Annotated in this window: 13 protein-coding genes and 1 riboswitch; of the genes, 12 read left to right on the top strand and 1 reads right to left on the bottom strand. The window is 39.9% G+C overall.

The window, feature by feature from the left end:
* Positions 1 to 4 precede the first annotated feature (4 nt).
* From B5473_RS19535 to B5473_RS19490, 10 genes are all read left to right on the top strand, one after another.
* The gene (locus B5473_RS19535) at positions 5 to 2,371 is read left to right on the top strand and encodes an endonuclease MutS2 (protein ID WP_079528274.1); all 2,367 of its coding nucleotides are present in this window, start codon (positions 5 to 7) and stop codon (positions 2,369 to 2,371) included.
* A gap of 70 nt (positions 2,372 to 2,441) precedes the next feature.
* Positions 2,442 to 2,855 (top strand): DUF350 domain-containing protein, encoded by a 414-nt coding sequence (locus B5473_RS19530; RefSeq protein ID WP_079528272.1) that lies wholly within the window; start codon positions 2,442 to 2,444, stop codon positions 2,853 to 2,855.
* Between the two features lie 423 nt (positions 2,856 to 3,278).
* Positions 3,279 to 4,970, top strand: a complete 1,692-nt coding sequence (locus B5473_RS19525) for a long-chain-fatty-acid--CoA ligase (RefSeq protein WP_079528270.1) — start codon at positions 3,279 to 3,281, stop codon at positions 4,968 to 4,970.
* A 104-nt stretch (positions 4,971 to 5,074) separates the two neighbouring features.
* Positions 5,075 to 5,656, top strand: a complete 582-nt coding sequence (locus tag B5473_RS19520) for a TetR/AcrR family transcriptional regulator (protein ID WP_079528268.1) — start codon at positions 5,075 to 5,077, stop codon at positions 5,654 to 5,656.
* 14 nt (positions 5,657 to 5,670) lie between these two features.
* The gene (locus B5473_RS19515) at positions 5,671 to 6,444 is read left to right on the top strand and encodes an enoyl-CoA hydratase (protein WP_079528266.1); all 774 of its coding nucleotides are present in this window, start codon (positions 5,671 to 5,673) and stop codon (positions 6,442 to 6,444) included.
* 61 nt (positions 6,445 to 6,505) lie between these two features.
* Complete coding sequence (locus tag B5473_RS19510; protein WP_008405030.1) at positions 6,506 to 7,279, top strand: electron transfer flavoprotein subunit beta/FixA family protein; 774 nt, start codon at positions 6,506 to 6,508, stop codon at positions 7,277 to 7,279.
* 56 nt (positions 7,280 to 7,335) lie between these two features.
* On the top strand, positions 7,336 to 8,313 hold the full coding sequence (locus tag B5473_RS19505) for an electron transfer flavoprotein subunit alpha/FixB family protein (RefSeq protein WP_079528264.1): 978 nt from the start codon (positions 7,336 to 7,338) through the stop codon (positions 8,311 to 8,313).
* 271 nt (positions 8,314 to 8,584) lie between these two features.
* A complete protein-coding gene (trxA, locus tag B5473_RS19500; RefSeq protein WP_079528262.1) occupies positions 8,585 to 8,899 on the top strand; it encodes a thioredoxin in 315 nt (104 codons plus the stop codon).
* Between the two features lie 135 nt (positions 8,900 to 9,034).
* A complete protein-coding gene (gene uvrC, locus B5473_RS19495; protein ID WP_079528260.1) occupies positions 9,035 to 10,825 on the top strand; it encodes an excinuclease ABC subunit UvrC in 1,791 nt (596 codons plus the stop codon).
* A gap of 32 nt (positions 10,826 to 10,857) precedes the next feature.
* Positions 10,858 to 11,036: riboswitch (Lysine riboswitch) on the top strand.
* 89 nt (positions 11,037 to 11,125) lie between these two features.
* Positions 11,126 to 12,358: an aspartate kinase gene (locus tag B5473_RS19490; protein ID WP_079528258.1), complete on the top strand. Its 1,233-nt coding sequence runs from the start codon at positions 11,126 to 11,128 to the stop codon at positions 12,356 to 12,358.
* 97 nt (positions 12,359 to 12,455) lie between these two features.
* Here B5473_RS19490 and B5473_RS19485 read toward each other — a convergent pair whose 3' ends face one another.
* Positions 12,456 to 12,872: a YslB family protein gene (locus B5473_RS19485; protein WP_079528256.1), complete on the bottom strand. Its 417-nt coding sequence runs from the start codon at positions 12,870 to 12,872 to the stop codon at positions 12,456 to 12,458.
* Between the two features lie 271 nt (positions 12,873 to 13,143).
* On the opposite strand from B5473_RS19485, the gene B5473_RS19480 reads away from it, so the two are divergent.
* Both B5473_RS19480 and sdhA read left to right on the top strand, forming a co-directional pair.
* On the top strand, positions 13,144 to 13,758 hold the full coding sequence (locus B5473_RS19480; RefSeq protein ID WP_079528254.1) for a succinate dehydrogenase cytochrome b558 subunit: 615 nt from the start codon (positions 13,144 to 13,146) through the stop codon (positions 13,756 to 13,758).
* A 95-nt stretch (positions 13,759 to 13,853) separates the two neighbouring features.
* Positions 13,854 to 15,599, top strand: a complete 1,746-nt coding sequence (gene sdhA, locus B5473_RS19475) for a succinate dehydrogenase flavoprotein subunit (protein ID WP_079528252.1) — start codon at positions 13,854 to 13,856, stop codon at positions 15,597 to 15,599.
* Positions 15,600 to 15,606: the final 7 nt, after the last annotated feature.

Here is a 15,606-nt window from a genome sequence, read left to right as displayed (position 1 = left end):
TCTCATGATCGAACAACGAGCATTGAAAACACTAGAATTTCATAAAGTACGCGAGCAAGTGGCGGCATTTTGTACAAACTCTATCGGAAAACAAGCGATTGATGAACTTGTACCGGAAACAGATTACGATACAGTTGTCGAACTCCTGGAAGAAATGGATGAAGGACTCGCGATTTTACGTGTGAAAGGCAATGTGCCGTTGGGCGGCATTTTCGATGTACGTCCACATGCAAGACGCTCACAAATCGGCGGTATGCTCAGCCCGATGGAATTAATGGAAATCGCAAGCACAATACGAGCAAGCCGGATTTTACGGAATTTTATTGAAGATATTGAATCAGAAAATACAATTGAAATCCCACACTTTATCGAACGTAAAGAACAAATGCCTGTCTTGACGGCATTGCAGCACGAAATTAATGACTGTATCGATGATAATGGTACGGTGCTTGATTCAGCGAGTCCTGCATTACGCTCAATTCGTCAGTCATTGCGTTCAGAAGAATCTAAAGTGCGTCAAAAGCTGGAAAGTCTCACACGTGGTTCAAATGCAACAAAAATGCTGTCTGACGCGATTATTACGATTCGTAACGACCGCTTCGTAATCCCTGTTAAACAAGAGTATCGTTCACATTATGGCGGGATCGTCCATGATCAGTCAGCTTCAGGTCAAACATTGTTTATCGAGCCTGATGCAGTAATTCAAGCGAACAATGAAGTACAGCGCCTTAAAGTGAAAGAAAAGGCTGAAATCGAGCGCATTCTATCCGAGCTTACATTAAAGGTACAGGAAGTCGGTCATGAAATATTTGTACTTGTGCAGTTACTTGGGGAATTGGACGTTATTTTAGCAAAAGGGAAATATGGACAGGCAAATAAATGCACAATGCCAAAAATGAATAAAGAAGGTTACACACGACTAGTCCGCGCACGACACCCGCTATTGCCGATTGAAGAAGCAGTTGCCAATACGATTGAATTTGGACGCGATGTTACAGCAATTGTAATTACTGGACCAAACACCGGCGGTAAAACAGTAACATTGAAAACAGTGGGACTGTGTACAATCATGGCACAGTGCGGACTGCCTGTTCCGGCACTGGATGGTTCGGAATTGGCCGTGTTTGAGCAAATTTTTGCTGATATTGGTGATGAACAGTCAATTGAACAGTCATTATCAACTTTCTCTTCTCATATGGTGAATATAGTAGACATTTTAAGCAAATTTAATGAAAAATCGTTAATCTTATTTGATGAGCTTGGCGCAGGTACCGATCCGCAGGAAGGTGCAGCACTCGCAATTGCTATATTGGATGAAACAGTTGATCGCGGTGCGCGTGTTATGGCGACTTCTCACTATCCGGAGCTGAAGGCATATGGCTATAACCGTCCATCTGTTGTCAATGCGAGTGTAGAGTTCGACATTGAAACACTTAGCCCGACTTATCGATTGCTCATTGGAGTGCCGGGTCGTTCAAATGCATTTGAAATTTCCAAACGTCTTGGATTAAGTTCAAATGTAATTGACCATGCAAAATCCTTTACGGGTACTGACCGTCATGAAGTAGAGTCTATGATTGCTTCACTTGAAGAAAGCCGATTACGATCTGAACGTGAAGCGGACGAAGCTCATCTTTTACTGGAAGACGCACAAAAAATTCGAGCAGAGCTGGAAGAACGTCTTCGTATTTATGATGAGAAAAAGGAAAACCTGGAGAAAAAAGCGAAAGATAAGGCTCGTAAAATTGTCGATGAGGCGAAGAAAGAAGCGGAATCGATTATTGCAGAGTTAAGAAAGATGAAAGAAAATGCCGCATTATCGGTGAAAGAGCATGAGTTAATCGATGCGAAGAAGCGTCTAGATAATGCAGCACCGATTGATAACAATAAAGTGCTTCAAAAGGCTGTCGCTGCCCGTGAGCGTAAGCAAAATCTGCAAGTGGGCGATGAAGTGAAAGTATTAAGCTACGGTCAAAAAGGTACACTCCTGCAAAAAGCAGGTAATGAGTGGGTTGTTCAAATCGGTATTTTGAAAATGAAACTACCCGAATCTGATTTAGAGTATGTGAAACCAGAAAAAGAGCAGGCTACTCGTCCGATGATGAATGTGAAAAATCGCAACAGCATCGTGAAACTGGAACTTGATTTACGTGGGGAACGATATGAAGAAGCACTTATTCGCACAGAAAAATATTTGGATGATGCGTTATTAGCGAACTATCCGCGTGTATCGATTATTCACGGTAAAGGGACTGGTGCATTACGCCAAGGGATTCAAAACTTCCTGAAAAATCATAAGCGTGTTAAATCATACCGATATGGTGAAGCAGGCGAAGGCGGATTCGGTGTTACAGTCGTAGAACTAAAATAGTTGTTGCTCCTTTTAAATTATGCGCTAATATTAAACATAGAAAGAAAATAATTAAAGGGGGTAAAATGGATTGCTAGGATCAGATTTTTGGCACCATCCTCTCGTAGAAACAGCAGGCTATTTTAGTGTGGTAGTCCTTTGCCTATTCGTATCGATGATTTTATTTGAGGTCGTAACAAAGTATAAAAATTGGGATGAAATAAAAAAGGGAAATGTCGCGGTCGCTTTAGCTACTGGAGGAAAAATTTTAGGCGTCTGTAATATTTTCAGATATTCAATTAACCAGCATACATCATTTATTGAAATGCTCGGTTGGGGTTTGTTTGGTTTTACGTTATTGATTTTTGCCTATTTTTTATTTGAATTTTTAACGCCGAAATTTAATGTGGACGAGGAGATTGCTGCTGACAACCGTTCAGTTGGATTTATCTCATTTACAATTTCTCTCGGTTTGTCATTTGTTATCGGAGCAAGTATTTCATAGGAGCATACACATGGAAACATTATCGAAAATCTTACTCGTCGTCTGTTTCATCTTTCTGGCAGTCGGCATTTACTACATGATGACACTCTAAACATAAAAGCAAATGAACTGGCATTTAGTTAGTTCATTTGCTTTTTTATTAGCTGATTATATCAATCGAATTATATAGACTTTATTTAGACTGTTAATAAAAAAATATTTAAACTATTTAAATACTTTTGTGAAAAAGTATATTTCCATACTAAACGAATAGTCCTATAAGTTTTAAATTCAATAATACTATAAAAGTCAAAATAAATAATGAGAAAATATATGCATAAACGAGAATATAATGTGTATATCTATGAAAATAGTTTGAAACCATTTCCAATTTTCATTATAATGATGTAAACAAGTAAAGCTTTAGCAAAGGGGAGGAGTTTTATGACAGAAAAGGTTTGGTTGGCAAGCTATCCGAAAGAAGTACCACATTCTATTGAGCTGCCGGAAATTCCTGTACACCAGTTTTTAACACAAGCATTTGAGTCAATGCCGAATAAAGTGGCAATCCACTTCATGGGGCGCGAGCTTACGTACAAGGAGCTTTATGAATCAGCATTGAAGTTTGCGAACTACCTGCGTTCTCTAGGGGTGGAGAAGGGGGATCGAGTAGCAATCATGCTGCCGAACTGTCCGCAAGCAGTCATCGCCTATTATGGTACGATGTACGCCGGTGGGGTTGTCGTACAGACGAATCCGCTTTATACAGAACGGGAGCTGCAATATCAGATGGCGGATTCCGGAGCAAAAGTAATTTTAGTGATGGATATTTTATATCCAAGGGCAATGAAAATATTACATGAGACTAATATAGAAAATGTCATTGTTTCAGGAATTAAAGACTATTTGCCATTCCCGAAAAACTTGGTGTATCCGTTCATCCAAAAGAAACAGTACGGTTTTAGTGTAAAGGTGGAACATAGCGGAACGAATCACCTGTTCACGGAAATCATGAAAATGGGTAAAACGGATAAAATCGAGCAAGATTTTGATTTTGAAAATGATTTGGCGTTATTGCAATACACTGGCGGGACAACAGGTTACCCGAAAGGTGTTATGTTAACTCATAAAAACCTGATTGCAAATACATTAATGTGTGATGCATGGATGTATAAATGTAAAAAGGGTGAAGAGACAATTTTAGGCATACTTCCATTCTTCCATGTATACGGTATGACAACGGTATTAATATTATCTGTCATGCAGCAAGGCAAGATGGTACTACTTCCTAAATTTGATGCAGAGCAAGCGTTGAAAACAATTGATAAACAAAAACCAACTTTATTCCCCGGCGCCCCAACAATGTATATTGGCTTGTTGAATCACCCGGATTTAGCAAAATATGATTTATCGTCAATTAAAGCGTGTTTAAGCGGTTCTGCTGCATTGCCACTGGAAGTTCAGGAAAAGTTTGAAGAATTGACAGGCGGTCGTTTAGTAGAAGGATACGGCTTAACCGAAACTTCTCCAGTTACACATGCCAATCCAATTTGGGACCACCGTATCAACGGTTCAATCGGTTTACCTTGGCCGAATACAGAAGCGGTTATTTTACGTTCAGGTGAATCGGAAGTGTTACCTGTAGGTGAAATCGGCGAAATAGCGGTAAAAGGACCACAAGTTATGAAGGGTTACTGGAATCGTCCTGAAGAAACAGCAATGACATTTACCGATGGCTGGTTTTTAACGGGTGATTTAGGTTATATGGATGAAAAGGGTTATTTCTATGTTGTTGACCGCAAAAAGGATATGATAATTGCAGGCGGATTTAATATTTACCCGCGTGAAGTAGAAGAAGTGCTGTATGAACATGAGGCAATCCAGGAATGTGTCGTAGCCGGTATACCAGATCCATATCGTGGTGAAACCGTAAAGGCATATATTGTTCTTAAAGAGGGTAAATCTGTTACAGATAAAGAGCTGAACGAGTATTGCCGTAAAAACTTGGCTGCTTATAAAGTGCCTCGTTTCTATGAATTCCGTCAAGAGCTGCCGAAAACAGCAGTCGGAAAAATTTTACGTCGTACGCTTATTGAAGAAGAAAAACAGAAATTGGCACAACAAGAAGCAAAATAATTAATTGTTTAGCAAACTATTGACAGAATGCAGAACAAACTATAATATGAAAACATGAATGAATGGTCATTCATGTTTTCATATTTTTTTTGGTGGTGATCTGCTTGAAACGAAACAAACCCAAATATATGCAAATAGTAGACGCAGCAGTCATTGCTATCGCAGAAAACGGCTATCATCAAGCCCAAGTTTCAAAAATAGCCAAACAAGCTGGGGTTGCTGATGGTACAATCTACTTATATTTCAAAAACAAAGAAGATATTTTAATTTCTGTATTTCAGGAAAAAATGGGTATTTTCGTAGAGAATTTACAGGCTATAATAAAAAGTGGGGAAACTGCTTCAGATAAGTTATGTAAAATGATCGAAAATCATTTCCATGTTCTATCAAGTGATCGCCATCTGGCAACGGTAACTCAGCTTGAGCTACGGCAATCGAATAAAGAAATTAGACTGAAAATTAATTCTATTCTAAAAGAATACTTAATTTTGCTAGATCAGATTTTAATCGAAGGTATGCTAAATGGTGAATTTAACCAGACGATGGATGTTCGTATTGCCAGACAAATGGTGTTTGGCACAATTGACGAAATTACGACAACTTGGGTAATGAATGAAAATCGATATGATTTATTAGAGCAAGCTCCGAAAGTAAAGCAATTACTGCTAAACGCACTAAAAGCATAAAGGGGATGTAGAGGATGGAGTTTCTAAGTTGGAAAGTAGAAGAAGGGGTCGCAGTTGCAACGATTTCAAGACCACCAGCAAATGCACTTTCACAAGGCTTGATCCAAGATGTGAATGCACTTTTAGACGCTGTAGAAGAAGATGAAAATGTACGTGTCATCGTCTTGCATGGCGAAGGACGTTTCTTCTCTGCAGGTGCGGATATTAAGGAATTTACGAGCGTACAGTCAGGAGAAGCATTTACAGGGTTGGCGAAAAATGGACAAGATGTTTTCGAGCGTATCGAAACATTAAGTAAACCGGTCATTGCCGCGATCCATGGTGCAGCATTAGGCGGCGGCTTGGAACTTGCGATGGGATGCCATATGCGCTTCGTAACGGCATCGGCAAAATTAGGCTTACCTGAGCTATCATTAGGCTTAATACCAGGATTTGCAGGAACACAGCGATTACCACGATATGTTGGTGTAGCAAAAGCAGCGGAAATGATGTTTACAAGCGACCCGATTTCGGGGACTGAAGCTGTTGAATGGGGATTAGCAAACCGTGCTTTTTCCGATGAAGAGCTGTTGCCTGAAACATTGAAAATCGCTCAAAAAATTGCTAAGAAATCACCAATTGCTCTTAAAGCAGCGATTCAAATGCTGAATTACTCGAAACCATCATCTTATTATGATGGCGTAAATGCTGAAGCAAACAGCTTCGGTGAAGTATTTGTTTCTGAAGATGCTAAAGAAGGAATCCAAGCATTTATTGAAAAGCGTGAGCCAGTATTTACTGGCAAATAAAAAATGTATTCTTCCCTGTTTTTCGGGATTAAAATTAAAAAGCTTTTAGGAGGTCTAGATTATGAATATTTTTGTATTAGTAAAACGTACTTTTGACACAGAAGAAAAAATCGTCGTATCCGGCGGTAAAATTCAAGAAGATGGTGCAGAATTCATCATCAACCCATACGATGAGTACGCAATTGAAGAAGCAATTCAAAAGCGCGACGCATTAGGCGGTAAAGTAACAGTTGTGACAATCGGTGGCGAAGATGCAGAAAAGCAGTTACGTACAGCTTTAGCAATGGGTGCCGATGAAGCGGTATTGATTAATACAGAAGATGATTTAGATGAGCTTGACCAATATTCTTCAGCTTATATTTTAGCGGAATATTTAAAAGACAAAGAAGCAGATTTAATTTTAGCAGGAAATGTAGCGATCGATGGTGGTTCAGGACAAGTTGGCCCGCGCTTAGCAGACCTGCTGGGCATTAACTACGTAACAACAATTACTTCATTGGAAATCGACGGCACGAACGTTAAGATTGTGCGAGATATCGAAGGGGACGCTGAAGTATTAGAAACATCATTACCATTATTAGTAACAGCTCAACAAGGTTTAAACGAGCCACGTTACCCATCTTTACCAGGTATTATGAAAGCGAAGAAAAAACCGCTTGCAGAACTGGAATTGGATGATTTGGATATCGATGAAGACGATGTTGAAGTAAAAGTAGAAACAGTTGAAATTTACTTACCGCCACAAAAAGCGGCTGGTCGTGTATTAGAAGGCGATCTTTCTGCACAGGTAAAAGAATTAGTAAACTTACTTCATAACGAAGCGAAAGTAGTCTAATAGAAGTCAACTAGAGTACGAAAATTTTTACGAAGATGGTAATGGAGGGATATTCTATGTCAAAGAAAGTTTTAGTGTTAGGTGAAGTTCGCGAAGGGAGCTTACGTAACGTTTCATTCGAAGCAATTGCAGCAGGTTTACAAATCGCTGACGGCGGTGAAGTAGTAGGTTTATTAGTAGGGGATGCAGTAGCTGGTTTAACGCAGGAATTAATCGCATATGGAGCGAGCCGTGTTATTACAGTAGAACATCCACACTTGAAAAACTATACATCTGACGGATACAGCCAAGCAATTTTAGCAGTAATCGAACAAGAAAATCCAGAAGCAATCGTTTTCGGTCATACTTCTTTAGGTAAAGACTTATCACCAAAAATTGCTTCACGCTTACAATCTGGTTTAATTTCAGATGTAACGGAAATTCAAGGTGGTGGCGATGATACAGTATTCGTCCGCCCGATCTATTCTGGTAAAGCATTTGAAAAAGTAAAAATCAAAGATGGTATTATTTTTGCGACAATCCGTCCAAACAATATTCCACCATTAGTTAAAGACGATTCTCGTACTGGTGAAGTATCATCAGTGTCAGTTGATATTACAAATTTACGTACAATCATCAAAGAAGTTGTGCGCAAATCTACTGAAGGTGTAGACCTGTCAGAAGCGAAAGTAGTAGTTGCAGGTGGTCGTGGTGTTAAATCCGAAGAAGGTTTTGAGCCATTAAAAGAGCTTGCAAATTTACTAGGTGGAGCAGTTGGCGCATCTCGTGGTGCATGTGACGCTGAATATTGCGATTACTCACTACAAATCGGCCAAACTGGTAAAGTTGTAACACCTGACTTATATATCGCTGCAGGGATTTCTGGTGCGATTCAGCATTTAGCTGGTATGTCAAACTCAAAAGTTATCGTTGCGATCAACAAAGATCCAGAAGCAAATATCTTTAAAGTAGCAGACTACGGTATTGTTGGTGACTTATTCGAAGTAGTACCAATGTTAATCGAAGAGTTCAAAGCACTTAAAGTAAATGCATAAAAAGTGATCAAGAGCTTCCTTCTTTGAAGGGAGCTTTTTTATTTTAAGTGTTGTAGTTTGGATGGTGCGTATGAAGATTGAGTACGTATAAAGCTTTAAAATGTTTAAATAAAGGGTATACGTATTCTAATACCCTCAAATAAGTATTTATATTGCATTCGAAACAAACACTAAATTTGAGGTACATTTATATTCCCAAGCATTTTACTACTGTTTAATTGGGAAAACATGCTATACTACAACCATATGTTATTTAAGGAGGCTATTTAATATGGCAATTGTACACGCGACAGATCAAACTTTCCCACAAGAAATTTCAAACGGCACAGTTTTAGTAGACTTTTGGGCTACTTGGTGCGGACCATGTAAAATGATCGCTCCAGTTCTTGAAGAATTAGATACAGAAATCGGTAACGACGTTAAAATCGTGAAAGTGGATGTAGATAACAACCAAGTTACTGCTGCAGAATACCAAATCATGTCAATTCCTTCATTATTATTATTCGTAGATGGTGAAGTAAAAGCAAAAACTGCTGGCTTCATGCCAAAAGAAGCGTTAATTGATTTCATTAACGACAACAAATAATTAAACCTCTGGCCATTCAAACGCCAAGGCGCAATTGATATGTCAAAAAGCCGTATGCCGTATAAGGTGTACGGCTTTTTTCTTATACTCCAATCAGTTAAAATAAAAGAAAGGACATATTAGACAGGTGAGAATATGAATGCAATCATTAAAGCAAAACTAGAAATACTACCGAATGAATCAGGTTGCTATATTATGAAAGACCGTCAAGGCACGATTATATACGTGGGTAAGGCTAAAGTATTGAAAAATCGAGTGCGTTCTTACTTTACGGGAAGTCATGATGGTAAAACTGCGAGACTAGTCAGTGAGATTGAAGACTTCGAGTATATTGTGACTTCAAGCGATTTGGAAGCCCTTATACTGGAGCTGAATCTAATTAAGCTGCATGACCCGAAATATAATGTAAAATTAACGGATGATAAAACGTATCCCTATATAAAAATAACGAATGAACGATATCCTCGTATTATTACGACAAGAAAAGTGAAGAAGGATAAAGCAAAGTATTTCGGTCCTTATCCGAATGCCTATGCGGCGAACGAAACGAGGAAATTACTGGACCGTCTGTATCCACTTCGTAAATGTACACATCTGCCTAACCAGGTGTGTCTGTACTATCACTTAGGTCAATGTTTGGCACCGTGTGTGAAGGATATTGAAAAACAAGTGTATGATGAAATGATTGATGAGATTTCGAAGTTCTTAAACGGGGGCGTAGAAGAAATTCAGCAAGACCTTCAGCAAAAAATGATGGACGCTGCCGAAAATCTGGAGTTTGAGCGGGCAAAGGAATTCCGGGACTTGATTGCTCATATCGATCAAATTATGGAAAAGCAAAAAATCGTCACGGATGATTTGAGCAACCGCGATGTATTTGGCTATGCAGTTGAAAAAGGCTGGATGTGTGTCCAGGTGTTTTTCGTACGTCAAGGCAAACTCATCGAGCGGGATGTCTCGATTTTCCCGATTTATAATGAGCCGGAAGAGGAATTTTTAACATTCGTCGGCCGTTTTTACGAACAGCCGCATCATCTATTGCCAAAAGAAATCTTTGTACCGAAATCGATTAACGAAACCATTTTACAAAAGCTGTTGGATGTGAAGGTGCTGACACCGAAGCGCGGTTCCAAAAAAGAGCTTGTTGATCTAGCAATGAAAAATGCGGAAATCGCCATTCATGAGAAATTCCAGTTAATTGAACGTCAAGAAGAGCGGACAGTCGGGGCTTGTGAAGCACTTGCTGAAGCGATGCAAATTCCATTGCCGCTAAGAATAGAAGCATTCGATAACAGTCATATGCACGGTGCTGATCCGGTTTCGGCGATGGTTGTTTTTATCGACGGAAAGCCTGCGAAAAAAGAATACCGGAAATATAAAACAAGAGAAGCGGCCAAACATGATGACTATGGTGCGATGCAGGAAGTTATTCGACGCCGTTACACACGCGTACTGCGTGAAAATCTGCCATTGCCTGACCTGATTCTTATCGACGGAGGAAAAGGACAAATGGAAGTCGCACGTGAAGTAATTGAAGACGAGCTTGGGTTAGTCATTCCGATAGCAGGATTGGCTAAAGACGAAAAGCATAATACGTCCCAGCTTTTATTTGGTACGCCTCCGGAAGTTGTCCCGTTAAAGCGTACAAGTGACGGTTTCTATTTATTGCAGCGCATCCAAGATGAGGTACACCGATTTGCGATTACGTTTTTACGTCAGCAGCATCAGACGAATGCCATCACTTCTGTTCTTGATGGGATTGAAGGTGTGGGTCCGAAGCGAAAGCAGCAACTCATGAAGCATTTTGGATCCGTGAAAAAAATCCGTGAGGCAAGCGAGTTGCAGCTGCAGGAATCCGGAGTGCCGGCAAAATTGGCGGAAGTCATCTATCGTCATTTTCATGAAGCAGCATTGAATAAAGAATAGAGTTATGCTAATATATAAAACAATTCAATATTTACTAAGATAGAGGCGCAGTATTCAACAGTACATTGCTCGAGGAAGAACAATTCCATTGACAGCAATCGAAAGGGGGTCCTGCCGAAGTGAAGTGCGTATTGTTCGCGCAGTTTGCTGGTTTTGCATTTAAGAGATGTAAAACTGTCAGAGCTTTATGTTCTGGAGGGCTATCCTGAAAAACTTATAACTATTATTTGTATTGACGGCGGCTTTCCATGAACATGGAAAGCCGTCTTTTTTTGTTTTCGAATTTAAGGAGGGGAAAGAATGGAGACAGTTGTAGTGAAATTTGGTGGTCCGGCATTGACTACACCGGAAAAAATAGCACACATAGCTAAAAAGGTGATAAAAGAGCAAGGACGTGGCATAAACTTAGTCGTTGTCGTTTCTTCAATGCCCGCTATACGACGAGGATTGAGACAATATGCTGCTGAAATTACCGATGAGCCGTCGAAACGGGAAATGGATGCACTCGTCTCATCAGCGACACAAATAACAAGTACTATGCTTGCAATGGCAATTCAGGAGCATGGAGGGAAAGCTGTGTCGCTTGCTGGATGGCAAACAGGTATCCAGACAAATCAAAAACATGGCAACGCACGGATCGATCATGTCGATAGTAAACGAATTCAGGATCATTTGGCATTAGGTGAAATCGTAGTAGTAGCAGGTTTTCAAGGAGTTACGGGGACAGACAATATTTCAACATTCGGCAAAGGGGGGTCTGAAACTTCAGCGGTTGCACTGGCGGTTGCCCTCGAAGCAGAGCGTGTCGAGGTTTTTTCATCAGTTGAAGGGATTTTCACTGCAGACCCAGAAATTGTAAAAGGATCTAGGAAACTACCGGAAGTTTCTTATGATGAGATGTTGGAATTTGCAAATTTAGGGGCTAAAATTTTGCACCCACGTGCGGTTGAACTTGCCAAAAAATACAATATACCGCTCATTGTACGCTCTTTCGTACAAGACGTGGAAGGCACTTTTATTAAAGGGGATGTAGACATGGAGAAAAACTTACTTGTACGCGGGGTAGCCTACGAATCGGATATTATTCGTTTGACGATCGGCTATGATTCTTATGAAACCGCGTCATTAGCAGAAGTGTTTAGTGTTTTAGCAGAAAATGATATCAATGTGGATATTATTGTTCAAGCAGTCATCGATGGCGTGAAGCCGACCATTTCCTTTACAATTTCCAAAGATGAGTTTGCGGAAGCTTTACGGGTACTGGAAACTAGTAAACTGTCACTTGGATTTAGTTTTGCAGATTTTGAAGTAGGTTTAGCGAAAGTATCTATTATCGGTTCTGCGATGGCATCCAATCCGGGGGTGGCGGCTCGCATGTTTGCACGTTTAGGACGCGAACATATCCCTGTGAAAATGGTCAGCACTTCGGAAATTAAAGTTTCTGTCGTTGTACCACAGGAAGAAATGGTTCGTGCTGCGAATGTGTTGCATGAGGAATTTAATTTGGCAATGAAAGAAGTAACCGCTTCTTAAATTAATAGCTGGAAATGAGCTTAAGAAGCTTATTTCCAGCTTTTTTTATTGAGTAAACTTGCTGCTTCAGCAATAGACTATTATTATAAGTTGAAGGCTAAATTTTCTCTTTTAAATCCCATTTTAACGTAAATTTTACGACATGTTTGTCATTATCTTTTTCCTCATAGCATTCCGTCAAATAGCCTAGCTGCTTTTGTTTCTGCTCTGCTAAAAAGCCAGCTTCAAGACGGAAGCAACGTTGTACAATATTGAGTGGCAATTCCTCTGTTGTCGAAAGTATGTAATGAAGTTCGTCCTTCGTTTCTTTTTCCAGAACTAACTGGCCCCAACCAGCTTCCATAAAAAAGGAAGGTAGTTCATCCATTGAAAATAATGGGAACTTTCTTGCAATTTCTTTACCTGCCCAATATAAAACATCTTCTTCATGCTTACCTAGAATAGAAGGAAGAAGATGGTCACGAATGATTTCGTAGCCAAAAGTTGGAATCGTTTTCATTTTGTACCCTTCCATATAAAAAACCTCTTTCATAAATTTTCTTATAATTTTCATTCTTTCATGAAGAAATGAGTTATAAGCAGAAAAAACGGTTCCCAAAACAGCGTAAAACCGTCTTTAAAATGATTATAAAATATCCTGCGTTGCCTTGACGCTAGTATCTGTTGAGAGTACAATGGACATGTCATAATATTGTACCATGATGAAATGCGCAGTCAACATCCCAACTTTTACAAATTTGAGGCGTTGCGCATGTGTATTTCAAGTACTAAGGGGGGTAACAGTTTTGTCGAAAGATCGTGAATTTTTATGGCGCCGCTTACACTCGTTATTAGGTGTAGTTCCTGTCGGGTTGTTCTTGGTGTTCCACTTATTTCTGAACTTCACTGCAGTTGGCGGTGAAGAAACTTACAATAACGCAACAGGTGTTATGGAATTACTTCCACACTCGTTATTGTTAGCGATGGAATGGATTATTATCTATATTCCATTAATGTTCCACGGATTCTATGGAGTGTATATTGCTTTCACTGCAACATACAATACTGGACGTTTCAGCACATTCCGTAACTGGATGTTTGCATTGCAACGTTTCACTGGTATTTTCCTTGTAGTCTTCATTGCGTGGCATATTTTCCAAACACGTATCCAAAAAGCATTAGGTGCTGAAGTTGAATTTAATATGATGGTTGAAATCGTTGACAATCCATTAATGTTAGTATTCTACATCTTAGGTATCGTTTCAGCAGCATTCCACTTAGCGAACGGTTTATGGTCGTTCTTAGTAAGCTGGGGTATTACGCAATCTAACAAATCTCAACGAATCGCAACTTATGTTACGTTGTTAATTTTCGTAGTATTAGCAATCGTTGGTGTTGCAGCTATCTTAGCATTCGTCTAATCCCTTAACTTGATCACTACTACATAGTTAAGATGCTAGATGGAATAGAATATGAGTAAAAGTTTTTAGCAATTAATGAGGAGTGAGAAATAATCATGGCAAAAAGTAAAGTTATCGTCGTTGGTGGCGGTCTTGCTGGCTTAATGGCTACGATTAAAGCAGCTGAAGTTGGTACTGAAGTTGAATTATTCTCGTTAGTTCCAGTTAAACGTTCACACTCTGTATGTGCACAAGGCGGAATTAACGGAGCAGTTAATACAAAAGGTGAAGGGGATTCTCCATGGATCCACTTTGATGATACAGTTTATGGTGGCGACTTCTTAGCGAACCAACCACCAGTTAAAGGTATGTGTGATGCAGCACCTGGTATTATCCACTTAATGGACCGTATGGGTGTAATGTTCAACCGTACTCCAGAAGGTTTACTTGACTTCCGCCGTTTTGGTGGTACGTTAATGCACCGTACAGCATTCTCTGGTGCGACAACTGGTCAACAATTATTATATGCCCTAGACGAGCAAGTTCGTGCACACGAAGTAGCTGGTTTAGTTACGAAGTATGAGCATTGGGAATTCCTTGGTGCGGTGCTTGATGACGAAGGCGTTTGCCGCGGTATCGTAGCACAAGATTTACGTTCTGAAGAAATTCGCTCATTCCGTTCTGATGCTGTAATTATGGCAACAGGTGGTCCTGGTATTATCTTCGGTAAAACTACAAACTCAGTAATCAACACTGGTTCTGCTGCATCAATTGTTTACCAACAAGGTGCAACATATTCAAACGGTGAAATGATTCAAATTCACCCAACAGCGATTCCTGGAGACGACAAAAACCGTCTAATGTCTGAATCTGCTCGTGGTGAAGGTGGACGTGTATGGACGTATAAAGACGGTAAGCCTTGGTACTTCCTAGAAGAGAAATATCCTGCTTACGGTAACTTAGTACCACGTGATATTGCAACACGTGAGATTTTTGACGTGTGCGTAAATCAAAAGTTGGGTATTAACGGGGAAAACATGGTATACTTAGACTTATCCCATAAAGATCCGCATGAATTAGATATTAAATTAGGTGGTATTATCGAAATCTACGAGAAATTCGTAGGTGATGACCCACGTAAATTACCGATGAAAATCTTCCCAGCGGTACACTATTCAATGGGTGGATTATGGGTTGACTATGACCAAATGACTGAAATCCCTGGTTTATTCGCTGCAGGTGAATGTGATTACTCACAACACGGTGCAAACCGTTTAGGTGCGAACTCATTATTATCAGCGATTTACGGTGGTATGGTTGCAGGTCCAAATGCTGTTAAGTACATTAAAGGACTTAAAAAGCATGCAGAAGATTTACCAGAAGAAATCTATACGCGTCGCGTACAGGAAGAAACAGAGAAATGGGAAGCTATCCTAAAAATGGATGGTACAGAAAACGCTTACTTACTACACAAAGAGCTTGGTGAGTGGATGACTGACAACATGACTGTTGTACGTGTAAACGCAAAATTAGAAGAAACTTATGCGAAATTAACTGAGCTACAAGAGCGTTGGGAAAACATCAACATTAACGACACGCAAAAATGGTCGAATCAAGGTGCTCACTTCACTCGTCAGTTAAAGAACATGCTATATTTAGCTAAAGTTATGACTAAGGGTGCATTATTACGTGACGAATCTCGTGGGGCTCACTACAAGCCTGAATTCCCAGAACGTGATGATGAAAACTTCTTAAAAACAACTATGGCGAAGTTCGATCCGGCAACGGGCGAACCAATTATTACTTATGCCGATGTAGACGTTTCGTTAATTCCACCACGTAAACGCGACTACTCAGCGTAGAAGGGGG

Origin of the sequence: Solibacillus isronensis, from assembly GCF_900168685.1 — a bacterium.
Lineage (GTDB): Bacteria > Bacillota > Bacilli > Bacillales_A > Planococcaceae > Solibacillus > Solibacillus isronensis_A.
The sequence above is the reverse complement of the archived record's forward strand: the minus strand, read 5'-3'. Positions and strand labels throughout refer to the sequence as shown.